This window comes from Streptomyces sp. NPDC058289 (genome assembly GCF_042880975.1).
GTDB classification, from domain to species: domain Bacteria; phylum Actinomycetota; class Actinomycetes; order Streptomycetales; family Streptomycetaceae; genus Streptomyces; species Streptomyces stoeckheimensis.
Map to the genome: position 1 here is coordinate 51,438 of NZ_JBHVYI010000047.1, position 16,741 is coordinate 68,178.

The 16,741-nt window shown below is 68.9% G+C and carries 17 protein-coding genes, 1 tRNA gene and 1 pseudogene; 10 read left to right on the forward strand and 9 right to left on the reverse strand.

All coding sequences use genetic code 11. The annotated features are described in order from the left end of the window. Positions 1–55: 55 nt before the first annotated feature. Positions 56–138 (reverse strand) — tRNA-Leu (locus ACFVX6_RS23580). 293 nt (positions 139–431) lie between these two features. Here ACFVX6_RS23580 and ACFVX6_RS23585 point away from each other — a divergent pair. The 8 genes from ACFVX6_RS23585 to ACFVX6_RS23620 all read left to right on the forward strand — a co-directional run bounded on the left by ACFVX6_RS23585 (position 432) and on the right by ACFVX6_RS23620 (position 9,758). Continuing rightward, positions 432–1,286, forward strand: coding sequence for an FhaA domain-containing protein (locus ACFVX6_RS23585; protein ID WP_389694454.1), 855 nt, complete (start codon positions 432–434; stop codon positions 1,284–1,286). 10 nt (positions 1,287–1,296) lie between these two features. Then, on the forward strand, positions 1,297–1,803 hold the full coding sequence (locus ACFVX6_RS23590; RefSeq protein ID WP_389694456.1) for an FHA domain-containing protein: 507 nt from the start codon (positions 1,297–1,299) through the stop codon (positions 1,801–1,803). A gap of 141 nt (positions 1,804–1,944) precedes the next feature. Continuing rightward, on the forward strand, positions 1,945–3,420 hold the full coding sequence (locus tag ACFVX6_RS23595; protein ID WP_389694458.1) for a PP2C family protein-serine/threonine phosphatase: 1,476 nt from the start codon (positions 1,945–1,947) through the stop codon (positions 3,418–3,420). A 31-nt stretch (positions 3,421–3,451) separates the two neighbouring features. Then, entirely contained in the window at positions 3,452–4,876 is a 1,425-nt protein-coding gene (locus ACFVX6_RS23600) for an FtsW/RodA/SpoVE family cell cycle protein (protein ID WP_389694460.1), read from the forward strand. Then, the gene (locus tag ACFVX6_RS23605; RefSeq protein ID WP_389694462.1) at positions 4,873–6,339 is read left to right on the forward strand and encodes a peptidoglycan D,D-transpeptidase FtsI family protein; all 1,467 of its coding nucleotides are present in this window, start codon (positions 4,873–4,875) and stop codon (positions 6,337–6,339) included. The genes ACFVX6_RS23600 and ACFVX6_RS23605 overlap by 4 nt, the downstream gene beginning before the upstream one ends. Before the next feature lie 214 nt (positions 6,340–6,553). Then, on the forward strand, positions 6,554–8,578 hold the full coding sequence (gene pknB, locus ACFVX6_RS23610; protein WP_389694464.1) for a Stk1 family PASTA domain-containing Ser/Thr kinase: 2,025 nt from the start codon (positions 6,554–6,556) through the stop codon (positions 8,576–8,578). Between the two features lie 143 nt (positions 8,579–8,721). After that, complete coding sequence (locus ACFVX6_RS23615) at positions 8,722–9,264, forward strand: restriction endonuclease (RefSeq protein ID WP_389694466.1); 543 nt, start codon at positions 8,722–8,724, stop codon at positions 9,262–9,264. Between the two features lie 86 nt (positions 9,265–9,350). After that, positions 9,351–9,758 (forward strand): restriction endonuclease, encoded by a 408-nt coding sequence (locus ACFVX6_RS23620; protein WP_389694468.1) that lies wholly within the window; start codon positions 9,351–9,353, stop codon positions 9,756–9,758. 47 nt (positions 9,759–9,805) lie between these two features. Here the strand turns inward: ACFVX6_RS23620 and ACFVX6_RS23625 are convergent, their stop codons facing one another. The 6 genes and pseudogenes from ACFVX6_RS23625 to ACFVX6_RS23650 all read right to left on the reverse strand — a co-directional run bounded on the left by ACFVX6_RS23625 (position 9,806) and on the right by ACFVX6_RS23650 (position 13,749). Beyond that, the gene (locus tag ACFVX6_RS23625; RefSeq protein ID WP_389694470.1) at positions 9,806–10,528 is read right to left on the reverse strand and encodes a class E sortase; all 723 of its coding nucleotides are present in this window, start codon (positions 10,526–10,528) and stop codon (positions 9,806–9,808) included. 10 nt (positions 10,529–10,538) lie between these two features. After that, positions 10,539–11,216, reverse strand: a pseudogene (locus ACFVX6_RS23630) (class E sortase); the annotation flags it as partial. Positions 11,217–11,347: 131 nt separating this feature from the next. After that, on the reverse strand, positions 11,348–11,986 hold the full coding sequence (locus ACFVX6_RS23635; protein WP_243331047.1) for an aminodeoxychorismate/anthranilate synthase component II: 639 nt from the start codon (positions 11,984–11,986) through the stop codon (positions 11,348–11,350). Further along, positions 11,983–12,183 (reverse strand): hypothetical protein, encoded by a 201-nt coding sequence (locus ACFVX6_RS23640; RefSeq protein WP_254382427.1) that lies wholly within the window; start codon positions 12,181–12,183, stop codon positions 11,983–11,985. Before ACFVX6_RS23640 ends, ACFVX6_RS23635 begins: the two co-directional genes overlap by 4 nt. 65 nt (positions 12,184–12,248) lie before the next feature. After that, a complete protein-coding gene (locus tag ACFVX6_RS23645; protein WP_389694472.1) occupies positions 12,249–12,959 on the reverse strand; it encodes a class E sortase in 711 nt (236 codons plus the stop codon). A gap of 13 nt (positions 12,960–12,972) precedes the next feature. Then, on the reverse strand, positions 12,973–13,749 hold the full coding sequence (locus tag ACFVX6_RS23650) for a DUF881 domain-containing protein (protein ID WP_250738678.1): 777 nt from the start codon (positions 13,747–13,749) through the stop codon (positions 12,973–12,975). 91 nt (positions 13,750–13,840) lie between these two features. Here ACFVX6_RS23650 and crgA point away from each other — a divergent pair, with 91 nt between their 5' ends. After that, positions 13,841–14,095, forward strand: a complete 255-nt coding sequence (gene crgA / locus ACFVX6_RS23655) for a cell division protein CrgA (protein WP_266879329.1) — start codon at positions 13,841–13,843, stop codon at positions 14,093–14,095. Between the two features lie 106 nt (positions 14,096–14,201). Here crgA and ACFVX6_RS23660 read toward each other — a convergent pair whose 3' ends face one another. Both ACFVX6_RS23660 and ACFVX6_RS23665 read right to left on the reverse strand, forming a co-directional pair. Beyond that, positions 14,202–15,086 carry a rhomboid family intramembrane serine protease gene (locus ACFVX6_RS23660; protein ID WP_389694475.1) on the reverse strand — a complete coding sequence of 295 codons (885 nt, stop codon included), beginning with the start codon at positions 15,084–15,086 and terminating at the stop codon, positions 14,202–14,204. A gap of 95 nt (positions 15,087–15,181) precedes the next feature. Next, positions 15,182–15,712, reverse strand: a complete 531-nt coding sequence (locus ACFVX6_RS23665) for a peptidylprolyl isomerase (protein WP_389694477.1) — start codon at positions 15,710–15,712, stop codon at positions 15,182–15,184. Positions 15,713–15,888: 176 nt separating this feature from the next. On the opposite strand from ACFVX6_RS23665, the gene ACFVX6_RS23670 reads away from it, so the two are divergent. Continuing rightward, positions 15,889–16,641: a DUF5324 family protein gene (locus ACFVX6_RS23670; protein ID WP_389694479.1), complete on the forward strand. Its 753-nt coding sequence runs from the start codon at positions 15,889–15,891 to the stop codon at positions 16,639–16,641. Positions 16,642–16,741: the final 100 nt, after the last annotated feature.

The following is a 16,741-nucleotide window of genomic DNA, read 5'->3' on the forward strand; positions in this document are numbered from 1 at the left end:
CACAACGAAAGAGCCCTCGCTCCGGATCTCTCCGGAGCGAGGGCTCTTTCACATGTGCGCGAGGGGGGATTTGAACCCCCACGTCCCGAAGGACACTGGCACCTGAAGCCAGCGCGTCTGCCGTTCCGCCACTCGCGCAAAGTGACTACCAGCGGTTCTTCCCTTGCGGGCCGTTCCCCTGGCGACATCGGAACATTAGCACGTCGGAGGGGCTGGATTCACATCGCTTTTCGTGCTCTCCCGACGCCCGCCGGCGACCGCCCCTCCCGCACTCGGCCGCCGGTGCGGGACACTGTCCTCGGGGCGCCCCTACGATCGCTTGTGAGGACCAACACTCATGCGCACGTGACCGATGGGGAACCACCCGAATCCGCCACGCGTGGATACGATCAGTAAGCAGTACAGGGCGACAACGACGGAGGAGGTGCCCCATGGGAGTCCTGAAGCGGTTCGAGCAGCGACTCGAAGGTCTGGTGAACGGCACCTTCGCCAAGGTGTTCAAGTCCGAGGTCCAGCCGGTGGAGATCGCGGGCGCCCTCCAGCGCGAGTGCGACAACAACGCCACCATCTGGAACCGCGAGCGGACCGTCGTCCCCAACGACTTCATCGTGGAGCTGAGCACGGGCGACTACGAGCGCCTGAGCCCCTACTCGGGCCAGCTCGGCGACGAGCTCGCGGGCCTCGTCCGCGACTACGCCAAGCAGCAGCGCTACAGCTTCATGGGCCCCATCAAGGTCCAGCTGGAGAAGGCCGACGACCTGGACACCGGGCTCTACCGGGTCCGCAGCCGCACGCTCGCCGCCAGCACCTCCCAGTCCCCCGGCCAGCCTGGTCCGGGCCAGGGACAGGGCCACCAGGCCCCCCCGGCCCAGCCCGGCGGCTACGGGTACCCCCCGGCCTCCGCGCCGCCCATGCCCGCAGGACCGCCCCCGGGCGGACCCGGCGCACGCCGGCCGGGCGCCGGCGGACCGGGCGGACCGGCTCCCGTACCCACCGGCGGCGCCGTCCGGCGCCACTGGATCGAGATCAACGGCACCCGCCATCAGATCTCGCGCCCTACGCTCGTACTCGGCCGGAGCACCGAGGCCGATGTGCGGATCGACGACCCCGGCGTATCGCGCCGGCACTGTGAGATCCGGACCGGAACGCCCTCGACGATCCAGGATCTAGGGTCCACCAACGGCATCGTGGTGGACGGGCAGCACACCACCCGCGCTACGCTCCGCGACGGTTCGCGGATCGTCGTGGGCAGCACCACCATCATTTACCGGCAAGCCGAAGGGTGAAGCGGGGGCAATGTCAGAGCTGACCCTGACGGTCATGCGGTTGGGTTTCCTGGCCGTTCTGTGGCTGTTCGTCATCGTGGCCGTTCAGGTCATCCGCAGCGATCTCTTCGGTACGAGAGTCACGCAGCGCGGTTCCCGACGCGGCGGGGGCGCTTCCGGCGCCCCGGCGGCGCAACAGGGCCGCCAGCCCGCGGCTCCACCGCAGCAGCGCCAGCGCCGCGGTGCGCCGACCAAACTCGTCGTCTCCGAGGGCACCCTCACGGGCACCACGGTGGCCCTCGCAGGCCAGACGATCACTTTGGGCCGCGCCCACGACTCCACGATCGTGCTGGACGACGACTACGCCTCCAGCAGGCATGCCAGGATCTACCCAGACCGTGACGGTCAGTGGATCGTCGAGGATCTCGGGTCCACCAACGGCACGTATCTCGACCGGACCCGGCTGACCACCCCGACGCCCATTCCGCCGGGCGCCCCGATCCGCATCGGCAAGACCGTCATCGAGCTGCGGAAGTAGTACGAGAATGAGCGAGCGGAGCGAGCGAGCCGCAGCGGTCCGTCCCACCGGGGACACGGACCCGAGCGCGCTCCAGGCCGGAGGGTGGGCAGTGTGGCTCGAGACCGGTTGTACCCCGAGGCGTCGACAGGGCAGGTGCGCATGAGTCTGTCCCTGCGGTTCGCCGCCGGATCGCACAAGGGCATGATCCGGGAGGGCAACGAGGACTCCGGCTACGCCGGTCCCCGTCTCCTCGCGATCGCCGACGGCATGGGCGGCCAGGCCGCCGGCGAAGTCGCCAGCTCCGAGGTGATCTCCGCCCTCGTGCAGCTCGACGACGACGTTCCGGGCTCCGACATGCTCACCGCGCTCAGCACCGCGGTGCAGCGCGCCAACGACCAGTTGCGCGTCATGGTCGAGGAGGACCCCCAGCTCGAGGGCATGGGCACCACGCTCACCGCCCTCCTGTGGACGGGCCAGCGCCTCGGCCTGGTCCACGTCGGCGACTCCCGTGCCTACCTGCTCCGCGACGGCGTCCTCACGCAGATCACCCAGGACCACACCTGGGTGCAGCGCCTCGTCGACGAGGGCCGGATCACCGAAGAGGAAGCCACCACCCACCCGCAGCGCTCCCTGCTGATGAGAGCCCTGGGCAGCGGCGACATCGTCGAGCCCGACCTCTCCATCCGCGAGGTCCGGGTCGGCGACCGCTACCTGATCTGCTCCGACGGGCTCTCCGGCGTGGTCTCCCACCAGACCCTGGAGGAGACCCTCGCCGACTACCACGGCCCCCGCGAGACCGTGGCCTCCCTCATCCAGCTCGCGCTGCGCGGCGGCGGCCCCGACAACATCACCTGCATCGTGGCCGACGTCCTCGACACCGACAGCGGCGACACCCTGGCCGCGCAGGTCAACGACACCCCGGTCGTCGTCGGCGCGGTCGCCGAGAACCAGCACCACCAGCTCTTCGACGGCGGCAACGCCATGCAGACGCCGGCCGGCCGCGCCTCCGGGCTCGGCCGCCAGAGCCCCCCGCCCGCCGGCGCCTTCGGCCCCCCCGGCAGCGGCGAGGCCCCGGGTTACGGCGGCTACGGCGCCCAGGGACAGGGCGGCGGAGCCGACGCGTACGGCAGCTTCGGCGAGCCCGACCCGTACGACGGCGACTCCGGGTACGAGGACACGTACGACCACCCTCGTCGGCGGCGCGGCAAGGGCCGCAAGTGGACCACGCGCACGCTGACGCTGCTCGTGGTCCTCGGTGTCATCGGCGGCGGCCTGTACGCGGGCTACCGCTGGACGCAGACGCAGTTCTACGTCGGGGTCAAGGACGAGCACGTCGCGCTCTTCCGCGGGATCAGCCAGAAGCTGGGACCGCTGGAGCTCTCCAAGGTGGAGACCGACCGCCCCGACATCGAACTGAAGTACCTGCCGCCCTTCAAGCGCAAGCAGGTCGTGGACACGATCAGCGAGAGCAGCCTCGACTCCGCCCGGACGAAGATCGACGAGCTCGGCACCCAGACCTCCGCGTGCAAGAAGGACGAGGAGCGGCGTGCCGCAGAGGCGGCGGGCAACCAAACACCCGGCCCCGTCCTGACTGCCGCCGAGCAGCAGGTCGTCGGCCTGTGCGAGAAGCAGTAGACATACGCGGGCACAGGGGGCCCGCCACACCATGAGCGTTGTCACCAACACGACCACCATCGGCGCCATCGAGGCGCCGAGCCGGCGGAACACCGAGCTCCTGCTGCTCGCCTTCGCCGTGGTCATCCCGATCTTCGCCTACGCCAACGCGGGCATGTCGCTCCACGGGAAGCTGCCCCCGGGCATGCTCACCTACGGGCTCGGCCTCGGCGTCCTGGCGGGCATCGCCCACTTCGTCGTCCGGCGCTACGCCAAGTACGCCGACCCGTTGCTGCTGCCGATCGCCACGCTCCTCAACGGGCTGGGCCTCGTCCTGATCTGGCGCCTCGACCAGTCCGAGCGCCTGCAGAACCTGGCGAAGCGGTCCTTCGGAACCTTCTCCGAGTCCGCGCCCCGGCAGATGATGTACACGGCCCTGGCCATCGCCCTGTTCGCCGGCGTACTGCTGGTCCTCAAGGACCACCGCGTGCTCCAGCGGTTCACGTACATCTCCATGGCCGCCTCGCTCGTGCTGCTGATCCTGCCCGTGATCCCGGGTCTGGGGGCCGACGTCTTCGGCGCCAAGATCTGGATCAGCGTCGGCGGGTTCTCCATCCAGCCCGGCGAGTTCGCGAAGATCGTCATCGCCGTCTTCTTCGCCGGCTACCTCATGGTCAAGCGCGACGCCCTGGCGCTCGCCAGCCGCCGCTTCATGGGCCTCTACCTGCCGCGCGGCCGCGACCTCGGCCCGATCCTGATGATCTGGGCGATGAGCCTGCTCGTCCTGGTCTTCGAGAACGACCTCGGCACCTCGCTGCTCTTCTTCGGCATGTTCGTGATCATGCTGTACGTGGCCACCGAGCGGACGAGCTGGATCGTCATCGGCCTCCTCATGAGCGTGGGCGGAGCCACCGTGGTCGGCGCCACCGCCAGCCACGTCAAGGCCCGCGTCACCGCCTGGCTCGACCCCTTCGCCTGCTACAGCAAGTCCGGCGCCTGCGAGCAGGTCGGCCAGTCGATCATGAGCTTCGGCTCCGGCGGGGTCCTCGGCACCGGCTGGGGACAGGGCAACTCCGACCTCATCGGCTTCGCCGCCAACTCCGACTTCATCTTCTCCACCGTCGGCGAAGAGCTCGGGCTCGCCGGGGTCATGGCCTTCCTGCTGCTCTACGGCCTGATCATCGAGCGGGGCGTGCGCACCGCCCTCGCCGCCCGCGACCCCTTCGGCAAGCTCTTCGCGATCGGCCTCTCCGGCGCCTTCGCGCTCCAGATCTTCGTGGTCGCCGGCGGAGTCATGGGCCTCATCCCCCTGACCGGCATGACCATGCCCTTCCTCGCGTCCGGCGGCTCGTCCGTCCTCGCGAACTGGATCCTCATCGCCATCCTCATCCGGATCAGCGACACCGCACGCCGCCCTGCCCCGGCCCCCGCACCGTCCCCCGACTCCGAGATGACCCAGGTGGTCCGCCCGTCATGAACAAGCCCCTGCGCCGCATCTCGATCTTCTGCGGACTGCTCGTCCTGGCACTGCTCGTGCGGACCAACTGGCTCCAGTACGTCAAGGCCGAGGAGCTGAGCACCCGCAAGGAGAACCGCCGGGTCCAGATCGCCCAGTACGCCACCGAGCGCGGCAACATCATCGTCGAGGGCAAGCCGATCACCCGCTCCGACGTCACCGACGGCAGCGACTACAAGTACAAGCGGGGCTACCTCGAAGGCGAGCTCTGGGCACCCGTCACCGGATACGCCTCGCAGGCCTTCGGCTCCACGCAGCTCGAGTCCCTCGAGGACGGCATCCTCACCGGCAACGACGACCGGCTCTTCTTCGACCGCACGATCGGCATGTTCACCGGCGAGAAGAAGCAGGGCGGCAACGTCGTCACGACGCTCAACGCCGCCGCGCAGAAGGCCGCCTTCAAGCAGCTCGGCACGAAGAAGGGCGCCGTAGCCGCCATCGACCCGCGCACCGGCGCGATCCTCGCCCTGGTCAGCACCCCCTCGTACGACCCCACCTCCTTCGCCGGCAACTCCAAGGCCGACGAGAAGGCCTGGGTCGAGCTCAAGGACAGCGAGGACAAGAAGCTGGTCAACCGCGCCCTGCGCGAGACCTACCCGCCCGGCTCCACCTTCAAGGTGGTCACCGCCGCTGCGGCCCTGGAGCACGGCGTCGTCACGGACATCAACGCGCCGACCGACACCGAGGACCCGTACATCCTGCCGGGCACCAAGACCGAGATGGTCAACCACGCCTCCGGGTGCGGGAAGGCCAGCCTCAACAAGGCACTGGAAGTGTCCTGCAACTCCGTCTTCGCCAACATGGGCGACAAGGTGACGCGGGACAACATGGTCAAGACCGCCGAGAAGTTCGGCTTCAACAACGACAAGATCGACACCCCGGTCCGCGCCTTCGCCAGCGTCTACGACAAGACCATGAGCAGGGACGGCAACGCCCAGAGCTCCATCGGCCAGTTCAACACCGCGGCCACCCCGCTGCAGATGGCCATGGTCACGGCCGCCATCGCCAACAACGGCAAGCTGATGAAGCCGTACATGGTCGACCAGCTGCAGTCGCCCAACGTCGACGTCATCGAGAAGCACGAGCCGCAGGAAATGAGCCGGCCTCTCTCCCCGGAGAACGCGAAGAAGGTCCGGGACATGATGGTCAACGTGGTCGAGAACGGCACCGGCGGCAAGGCCAAGATCAAGGGCACCGTCGTCGGCGGCAAGACCGGCACCGCGCAGCACGGCGAGGGCAACAAGAAGCGCCCGTACGCCTGGTTCATCTCCTACGCCGAGAACCCCGACGGCAGCTCGCCGGTCGCCGTCGCCGTCGTCATCGAGGACAGCGAAGCGGACCGCGAGGACATCAGCGGCGGCGGCCTCGCCGCCCCGGTCGCCAAGGCCGTCATGGAAGCCGTGCTCAAGAGCAACAAGGGGTGACGGGCGGGGCCGAGCGCCACGCGAGAGCCGCAAGGGGCACACAGATGTGATCCGGGTCACCGTTCCCGCTCGGATCCGAGCGTACGGTACCGGTCCGGTATCAGCCTGTGGTCACGAACCGATCACCGACGATCGGCCGGTAGCCTTTGCGCGAACAGCACACCGCCGGACCACACACGGGTGCGGTCGGGACTGACGGAGAGGGCTGCACGTTATGGAAGAGCCGCGTCGCCTCGGCGGCCGGTACGAGCTGAGCCACGTGCTCGGCCGCGGTGGCATGGCCGAGGTCTACCTCGCCCACGACACCCGGCTCGGCCGTACCGTCGCCGTCAAGACCCTGCGCGCCGATCTCGCCCGCGACCCGTCCTTCCAGGCCAGGTTCCGCCGCGAGGCCCAGTCGGCCGCGTCGCTCAACCACCCGGCGATCGTCGCCGTGTACGACACCGGCGAGGACTACGTCGACAACATCTCCATCCCGTACATCGTGATGGAGTACGTCGACGGCTCGACCCTGCGCGAGCTCCTGCACTCCGGCCGCAAGCTGCTGCCCGAGCGCACCCTGGAAATGTGCATCGGCATCCTCCAGGCGCTGGAGTACTCGCACCGCGCCGGCATCGTGCACCGCGACATCAAGCCCGCCAACGTCATGCTGACCCGCTCCGGCCAGGTCAAGGTCATGGACTTCGGCATCGCCCGCGCCATGGGCGACTCCGGCATGACCATGACGCAGACCGCCGCCGTCATCGGCACCGCCCAGTACCTCTCCCCGGAGCAGGCCAGGGGCGAGCAGGTCGACGCGCGCTCCGACCTCTACTCCGCCGGCTGCCTGCTGTACGAGCTCCTCGCCGTCCGGCCGCCGTTCATCGGGGACTCCCCGGTCGCCGTCGCCTACCAGCACGTACGGGAAGAGCCCCAGCCCCCGTCGAACTTCGACAGCGAGATCACGCCCGAAATGGACGCGATCGTACTGAAGGCGCTGGTCAAGGACGCCGACTACCGTTACCAGTCCGCCGACGAGATGCGCGCCGACATCGAGGCCTGCCTCGACGGCCAGCCCGTCGCGGCCACCGCCTCCATGGGCGTCGCCGGCTACGGCTACCCCGACCAGGGCAACGGCTACGGACACCAGGGCTACGACCAGCCCACCACCGCCCTGCGCACCGCCGACCCGAACCAGACCTCCATGCTCCCGCCGATGCCCCCGGGCGACGGCGGATACGGGCACGGGGACCAGGGCGGCTACGACCAGGGCGGCCGCGGCCGGCGTCCGCAGAAGAAGAGCAAGGCCTCCACGATCCTGCTGGTCACCGCCGGCATCCTCGTGCTGGTCGGCGCGATCCTGATCGGGCGCTCCCTCTTCAGCTCCAACGCCGACAACCGGCCCGCGGTCCCCAAGCTCATCGGCGAAACCCTCGAAGCGGCCAAGGCGAACGGCACCAACGTCGGCGTCGTCGTGCAGCAGGACGGGGAGATGGCCTGCGACGCCGCCCCCAAGGGCACGGTCTGCCAGCAGGACCCGGCCGAGGGCACCAAGGTCGCCAAGAACTTCGTCGTCAAGGTGAAGATGTCCACGGGCGCCCCCAAGGTCCTCGTTCCGAACGTCATCAACCTGGCGATCGCGGACGCGGAGAAGGCGCTCCAGGAAAAGGGCTTCCAGATCGAGAAGAAGCCGGTCGAGTCCGAGCGGCCGGCCGGCACCGTGATCGACCAGAACCCGAAGAACGGCGAGGCCGAGAAGGGCTCGACGATCACCGTGACGGTGGCCAAGGAAATCTCCAAGGTGACCGTCCCGGACCTGACCGGCAAGAGCCAGGCCGACGCGTCGAAGGCCCTGCAGGCCGTCAAGCTGAAGCTCGGCAGCGTCACCGAGGTCGACGCGCCCCCCGGCACGGCCCCCAAGACGGTCGTCAGCCAGGACCCCGGCATCAACAGCCAGGTCGACGTCAACTCGACGGTCAACATCTCGGTCGCCAAGCCGGTCCAGCAGCTCACGGTCCCGAACCTGGTCGGCAAGACGATCAACCAGGCCAGGGCCGAGCTCGCCTCCAGGGGCCTGATCTTCGGATCCGTCCTGTCGGGCTCCTCCGACGGCAAGGCGAGGATCCTGAGCACGGACCCGGTCGTCGGCAGCCCGGTGGCCCCCAACGCGGTGATCAACGTGAACACGGTCCCCGACAACCAGCAAAACGGCGGCAACGACGGCGGCGGCGGCTTCATCGGAGGCCTCGGCGGCAACTAGCCACCCGGCACCACGCACCAACGGGTCCGGCCCCTCTCCACGAGAGGGGCCGGACCTGTTTTTCGTAGGACGTGTCTTCATATGTACGAAATTCGTTAGCCCGGACGGGGTGGGCAGCGGAGCCCGCCCGGGAGGGACGGGCCATGATCAACGAATCGGTACTGCTGGAGTCCAGGACCTTGCGCACGAGCGTCCTGGAGCGCACAGAAGTCCTGGACAGGGTGAAGGTCTTGTCCCTCCTGCCGGACGGGCTGCACGTGACGACGGCGATGGTGGCGGCTTACTACGAGTTCAGCATCCAGGTCATGGACGCCTTGGTGTTCGATCACCGGGACGAACTCTCAGCCAACGGCTATCGGGTTTTGACAGGTGCAGAACTGACTTACTTTAAGCAAGTCAGTGGGCTCAGCAGCCGCGCCGCGGCCATCGCCCTCTACTCCCGACGGACCGTCCTGAACGTCGGAATGCTGCTCCGCGACAGCAAAGTCGCACGTCAGGTGCGTGCGTACCTCCTCGACGCCGAAGACGAGGCCCGTACGCAACCTGTGGATAACTCTGTCCACAGCGCCCGCTCTGACGAGCTCGACGAGCGGATCGACAGCCGGATCACCGACGTACTCGGCAAGACCGTCGTGCCCATGCTGAACGTCCTCATCGAGACCTCCGGCGAACACGCCACGAACTGACCTCCCTTCGGGAGGACATCGAGCAGATCCAGCATCGGCTCGTCGAGCACGACCTCCAGCTCAGCCGCCTCCAGCGGGGCCAGGACGTGAGGGCGCTCACCGGAGTCATCGGCACCATCGACGCCATGACCTGGAAGGAGTTCCAGCAGCACGTCGCCGGCCTGCTGCGCCGCGACGGGTGCACCGACGTCGAGGTGTACGGCGGACACGGCGGCGATCGAGGGGTCGACATCAGCGCCCGTGCCGCCGACGGGCGGACGGTCGCCGTGCAGTGCAAGAACTTCGCGCCCTTCCGGCACGTGCTCAGCGGTGAGATGCAGAAGTTCCTGGGCTCCTCCAAGGTGCTCCACCAGGCCGATGTGGCCCTCTACGTGGCCACCTGCGCCTTCACCCGCGAGTCCCTGGCCATCGCGGCTCAGGGGGGCGTCACGGCCGTCCACAGGGGGCTTCTGGAGGCCTGGAGCGCCGGAGTCCGGCTCCAGGTCCTGCGCTGATTTGAGAGTGACAGCCTGTCACTCTCAACGCCGACTCATCCACAGCTTCAGGACTGGCGCAGCTCCGCCGGAAGGCTTCGCTTCGCGTCGACCTTTTCCGTGCGGACCAGCTCGCCCCACACGATGTAGCGGTACTTCGAGGTGTACACGGGCGTGCAGGTCGTCAGGGTGATGTAGCGGCCCGGTGCCGTCCGGCCCGACTCCTTGGGGACCGGGCTGATCGAGTCCACGTTGTACTTCGAGGTCTGGCTCAGCTCGGCGAAGACCTTGTACACGTACCAGGTGTCGCGGGTCTCGAAGACGACCGCGTCGCCGTTCTTCAGCTTGTCGATGTTGTGGAACTTGGCCCCGTGCCCGTCACGGTGGGCCGCCAGTGCGAAATTGCCCGCCGGGTCCCACGGCAGCGCCGATTTCACCGGCTCCGTGTAGTACCCGGCGACTCCGTCGTTCAGGACCTCCGAGCCGGTGCCCCGTTTGACCAGCACCTCGCCGTTCTTCATCGCCGGCACGTGCAGGAAGCCGATCCCGCCCTGGGTGTCCAGTGCCCCCGGCGCCGCGGCAGCCGTCCGGGAGGGTGCCGCCCGGTCCCACTGCTCGCGCACCGCGTCCCCGCGCGCGGAGGCGTCCCGGTCCGCCAGGACGTTCGTCCACCACAGCGAGTACGCCACGAACAGCCCGAGCACCAGGCCCACCGTGATCAGGAGCTCGCCCAGCAGGCTCAGGAACCCCGCGAGGGCGCTGCGGCGCGGGGGCGGTGCGACACGTGACACTGCGGATCCTCTACGGGCTGGTCAGCTCGGGCGGAGCACCCTGGCTGCGGGGGCGTTCTCCGGTCATCCTGCCCCATACGATCATCCGGTAGGTGCTGGTGAACTCCGGGGTGCACGTGGTCAGCGTGATGTACCGGCCCGGGGAAGTGAAGCCCGATCCGACGGGCACCGGCTTGATGACCGACACGTTCGACGGCGGGGTCTGCGCGAGCTGCGAGGTCATCTCGTACGTGTAGTACGCGTCCCGGGTCTCCACCACGATCTTGTCCCCCGGCACCAGCCGGTTGATGTAGCGGAACGGTTCGCCGTGCGTGTTCCGGTGGCCCGCCAGTGCGAAGTTGCCCTGCGGATCGGCCGGCATCCCGGTCGCGAGCGGCCCGTCGGCGTAGTGGCCGACCATGCCCTTGTCGAGGACCTTGGCCTTGTTCGTCCCCTCCGCGACCGGCACCTTCACGTCCAGCTTCGGGATGTACAGGATCGCGAAGCCCTGGCCCGGCTCGAACGCCGCCACGGGCGGGGCGGCGGCCCCACCCGGATCGCGGTCCCAGTTCTGGAGCAGGGAGCCGGCGGCGTCATCGGCCGTCCGGCCCGCCAGGAAGTTCGTGTACCAGAGCTGGTAGCCGACGAAGAGGAGCATCACCAGCCCCAGCGTGATGAACAGCTCCCCGGCGAGCCTGCTGACGACCACGACCGGCCCGCCCGAGGCCGGCCGCCTGCGCCGCCGGCCCCGGCCCCGCGTGCGCGCACGCTTCTCGGCCTCCTGTGCTGCCCTGCGTCGCGCTGCCCGGCCCTCGGTGGGCGCGGACGGCGCGAGCGCCGTCACGCGACGGCCTTGCCCACCACCGGGGCGAGCCCCACCGAGCGCTCCACCGCGCCCGCGTCACCGCAGCGCACCAGCCAGTTCGCGAGCATCCGGTGGCCCCACTCGGTCAGCACGGACTCGGGGTGGAACTGCACGCCCTCGACGTCATGCTCGCGGTGGCGCAGGCCCATGATGATCCCGTCCTCGGTCCGCGCCGTGACCTCGAGGGTGTCCGGGAGGGTCGGGGGCTCGGCCGCGAGGGAGTGGTACCGGGTCGCGGTGAAGGGCGAGGGCAGTCCCTCGAAGACGCCGAGGCCCTCGTGGACCACCGGCGAGGTCTTGCCGTGCAGCAGTTCCGGAGCCCGGCCGACGACCCCTCCGTAGGCGACGGCCATCGACTGCATGCCGAGGCAGACGCCGAAGACCGGTACGCCCGTGTCCGCGCAGTGGCGGACCATGTCCACACAGATGCCGGCCTCTTCCGGCGTCCCCGGGCCCGGGGAGAGCAGGACGCCGTCGAAGCCGTCCTGGGCGTGGGCGAGCTCGACCTCGTCGTTGCGCAGCACCTCGCACTCGGCGCCGAGCTGGTAGAGGTACTGGACCAGGTTGAAGACAAAGCTGTCGTAATTGTCGACAACCAGAATGCGCGCGCTCACGGAGTCGCTCCCGATCCCTCGTCCACCGTCACATCGTTGAACGGAAGCAGCGGCTCGGCCCACGGGAAGACGTACTGGAACAGCACGAACACCACCGCGAGCACCAGCACGAGGGAGATCATCACGCGTACCCACGCGTTACCCGGCAAATGCCGCCAGATCCAGCCGTACATGCCGCCTGTGTCCTTTTCGTCCACGATCGTTCAACGCACCGCAGGGGCGGTACGTCCACAGCCTAAAGCCACCCGCCCGGCGCGGAGGGTCACCTTGCCAAACCCTCCGGTGAGCCCTGTGCGAGGGTCCGCATACCGGTCAGTTCGGCCCAGACCACGAGCCGGTGGCTGTGGCCCCATTCCGGGTCGCAAGTGGTCAGCGTCAGGTACTTGCCCAGCACCGTGAAGGGCGAGCGGCTCGGCACCGGATCGACCACGCCGACCTCCGTGGGGAGCGTGCGCAGCGGCTCCGCGCGGACGGTGTACGTGTACCAGCCGGTGGCGTCCTTGAGGATCACGAGGTCGCCGGGGCGCAGCTTGGGGATGTCCTTGAAGGGGTCCCCGTACGTGCGCCGGTGGCCGGCCACCGCGAAGTTCCCGGTGCCGCCGAGCTTGGCCGTGCCGGCGTAGTGGCCCAGCCCCTTCTTCAGCAGCTCGGTGCCCGTGCCCTCCAGGACCGGCTTGTTCCAGCCGGGTCCGAAGCGCGGGACGTACATCTCGGCGAAGGCCCGGCCCGGCGGGTACGCGCCGGGCTCCGGGGCGGCCGGGGGCGTCGCCGCGGCCGCCGACGGGGCGGGGGCGGGCTGCGGGGCGGCCGCCGGCACCGCGGACCAGCGGTCGCGCATGCGGGCCATCTCCCCGTCCATGGCCTGGTCGGCCTTGACCCCGGTCCACAGCAGGACGTAGGCCACGAAGAGCACGATGAGCGAGCCCGCGGTCAGGCACACCTCGCTGAACGTCCGTACCAGCAGGCGCGGCACGTCGACGTCACGGTCACGGGGTGGCGGACTCCAGCGGCTTCGCATAGTGGAGGTCCACTGTGCCGGAGTAGCCCGGCAGTGTCAGCGCCTTGTGCTCGTCCACTTTCCAGCCGAGCCCGTACGCGTTCACGTACAGCTGGTAGTTCTGCAGAGCCGGGGAAGCCGCGAGGGCCTTCTTCAGCGCGCCCGGGTCGCCGACGGCCGTCACCTTGTACGGGGGCGAGTACACGCGGCCCTGGAGGATCAGGGTGTTGCCCACGCAGCGCACGGCGCTGGTCGAGATCAGGCGCTGGTCCATCACCTGGATGCCCTCGGCGCCGCCCTGCCAGAGGGCGTTGACCACGGCCTGGAGGTCCTGCTGGTGGATCACCAGGTCGTTGGGCTGCGGCTCGGGCACGTTGGGGATGCGGGCCGTGGCGTTCGGGGGCGCGTCGTTCAGGGTGACCGTCACGGCCTTGCCGGTGAGCTCCTCGGTGCCGGAGGCGGCGCGCAGCGCGGCCAGTTTGGCGTCCTCGGCCTTGGTGCTCCCGTTGTCCCGTTCGGCGAGGGCGTCGACCTGGCCGCGTGCGGTGGCGGTGCTCTTCTCCAGCTCCAGGTTGCTCTGGCTGCGCTCCTGGATCAGGTCGGACAGCTTGAGGAGCGAGGCGTCCGTCCGGATGTTCGTACCCTTGGAGGTGTTGAAGCTGGTGACGAAGATCAAGCCGGCCAGGGCGAAAACGGCGGCCGTGAGCAGCCGGACCGGTCTGGCACGGCGACGGGGACCCGCGGAGGAGTCGTCGGAATTGCTCAACGTACCCTTCTCCTTCAACGCCACAGGTCCACTACGCTAACGGACGCCCGGGGCAGGCCAGGTCCCCAGCCCATCGACAGGAGAGCCCCTCGTGCCGAAGTCACGTATCCGCAAGAAGGACGACTACACGCCGCCCCCCACGCGGACGCCGCAGTCGATCAAGCTGACGAACCGCAACTGGGTCGCCCCGGTCATGCTGGCGTTCTTCTTGGTCGGTCTGGCATGGATCGTCGTTTTCTATCTGTCCGAGACCCAGCTTCCGGTCGAAGCCCTCGGAAATTGGAACATTGTGGTCGGATTCGGCTTCATTGCGGCAGGATTCGGCGTCTCCACGCAGTGGAAGTAGCCCGACTCCGCAAGCTCTCCCCATGAGTTATCCACAGCGTCATCCACACCTGAGGAAAAGACAGAAGATCTGTGGATAACTCTGTGGAGAGTTGACGCCGGTGTGATCAGGTGAGTGCGGAAAGTTCGGCCGTACGGATCGCGATCAGGGCTGTGGCCAGCAGGAACACCGCCACACAGGTGCCCCACTGGACGAATTTGCGATTCCGCGCGCCGTGACCCGTTGCGGGCCAGAACAGGCCCAGCGCGACCAGTACACCGGTGACCAATCCACCGATATGGGCCTGCCACGACACGTTCAGCCCAGGTGCGAAGGTCAGCACCAGCATGAACACGGCCATGGTGATGAGCGGGCGCATTTCGTACCGCATCCGGCGGGCCAGCACCACGGTCGCGCCGAGCAGGCCGAAGACGGCGCCGGAGGCACCGAGGGTCGCGACGTTCGGCTCGGTCAGCAGATAGACCACGGCGCTGCCGCCCAGGGCCGACAGCAGGTACACGGTGAGGTAGCGGGCCCGGCCGAGCGCCTGCTCCAGCGGTCCGCCGATGAACCACAGGGCGAGCAGGTTGCCGAAGATGTGCCACAGCTCGGTGTGCAGGAAGGCCGAGGACAGCAGCCGGTAGTACTCGCCGGTGGAGACGCCTTCGAGCGGCCCACCCACCTGCTCCCGGTACCGGCCCAGGAGCTCCAGCTGGATCGTCAGCCCGGGGAAGACGTGGCCTGCGAGGAACACGGCCACGTTGATCCCGATCAGGATCTTCGTGACCAGGTAAGGATCGGCTGCGACCACCCCGCCCGCGATCGTGCGCGGAGCGTTCGCGGCCCGGCCGTGGCCCGTTCCCGAGCCCCCACGGACGCACTCGGGGCACTGGAAGCCGACCGAGGCGCTGATCATGCACTCGGGGCAGATCGGCCGCTCACAGCGCGTACAGCTGATCCCGGTCTCGCGGTCCGGGTGCCGGTAGCAGCCCGGAAGACGGTCGGTGTCCATCGGTCCCCTCGATCGGCGGCGAGGCGGCGGATCCGCCCGTGCCCGTCCGGTACGTATCGAGGACGGACGGGCGGGGCCGAAAGGTTCCCCTGCGATCAGCTGCGCTTCTCGATGACGACCGAGTGGATGATCACGTCGTCGAGGGGGCGCTCGGTGCGCGGGTTGGTGGGACCTGCGGCGATGGTGTCGACGATCTTCTGGCTGGACTTGTCGCCGATCTCGCCGAAGATGGTGTGCTTGCGCGTCAGCCAGGCGGTGGGGGCGACGGTGATGAAGAACTGCGAGCCGTTGGTGCCCGGGCCGGCGTTCGCCATCGCGAGCAGGTAGGGCTTGGTGAATGCCAGGTCGGGGTGGAACTCGTCGGCGAACTGGTAGCCGGGGCCGCCGGTGCCGTTGCCCAGCGGGTCGCCGCCCTGGATCATGAACCCGCTGATGACGCGGTGGAAGACGGTGCCGTCGTAGAGCGGGTCCGTGGTCTTCTGGCCGTCCGTGGGACGTGTCCACTCGCGCTCACCGGTGGCGAGTTCGACGAAGTTGCGCACGGTCTTCGGAGCGAAGTTCGGCAGAAGCTCGATCTCGATGTCGCCGTGGTTGGTCTTCAGGGTGGCGTAGAGCTTCTCGGCCACGGATCTGCCTTCCTCGCGTCGTCACTGTCGGTTTCAGATCCTCCCACGGAGGGCTGCACCGGACGGAAATCGTCCACCCGTATGCCCTGTCGCGCATGCCGGTCGGCGGTATGGCAGGCATGATCCGACAAAGGGTGGAAAGGTGAACTGTGTCCGCCACCGAGGAGGAGGATCCCGTGACCCGCAAGGAAAGCGTGCGTCTGGCAGCGACAAGTGCCAGGGATACGGCGCGGCACGCAGCGGAAGTGGTGGCGCCGTACGCGGAATCCGCCAAGCACGCTGCGGTGCATTACGCCAACGAAGCAAATGAACGGCTTGCGCCGAAGGTGTCGTACGCGGCCGGCGAGGCTGCCAAACAAGCCCGCCAGACGTACGACTGCCACGTACAGCCCCGGATCAAATCGGCACGCTCCCATGTACCGCCGAATGTCGACCGGGCGGCGTCCAACGCCGTGAAGCAGACCCGCCTGGCGGCCCGGAGCGCCGTGGACTACACGCAGCCGCGACTGGAGAGCGCCTTCGCGGCGGCCCAGCCGGTGGCCGAGGAGGCCGCCTCCCGGTCGACGGCGGCGCTGGCGGCGCTGCGCGGCCAGGTATCGGCCAAGGAGGTCCAGCAGCTCGTACGGCGCCACGAGCGGCGTGCGCGCTGCGCCCGGTGGTTCAAGGGCGCGGCGGTGGTCGGCGTCCTGGCCGGCGGGGCCTTCGCCGCGTGGAAGTGGTGGGACCAGCAGTCGAACCCGGACTGGCTCGTCGAGCCGCCGGCCGCGACCGAGCTGTCGGCGCGGGAGGAGGAGCCACCGGCCTCCTTCGACGAGGAGCTGGCGGCGAAGGAGCGCGAGGCCACGGAGTCCGTGTCCAGCCTCGATGCGGAGGCCGAGGCCGTGCAGGAGCGGATCGACGCGGAGGACGCGAAGCGCAAGCACCGCTGAGAAACGCACAACGAGAGTGGGGGGGCGGTGGGTGTTGGGGAGGGGGGGCCCGGTGGGGGGGGGTTGGGCCGTGAGGCGGGGGGGGGTGTGGGGAGGGCGC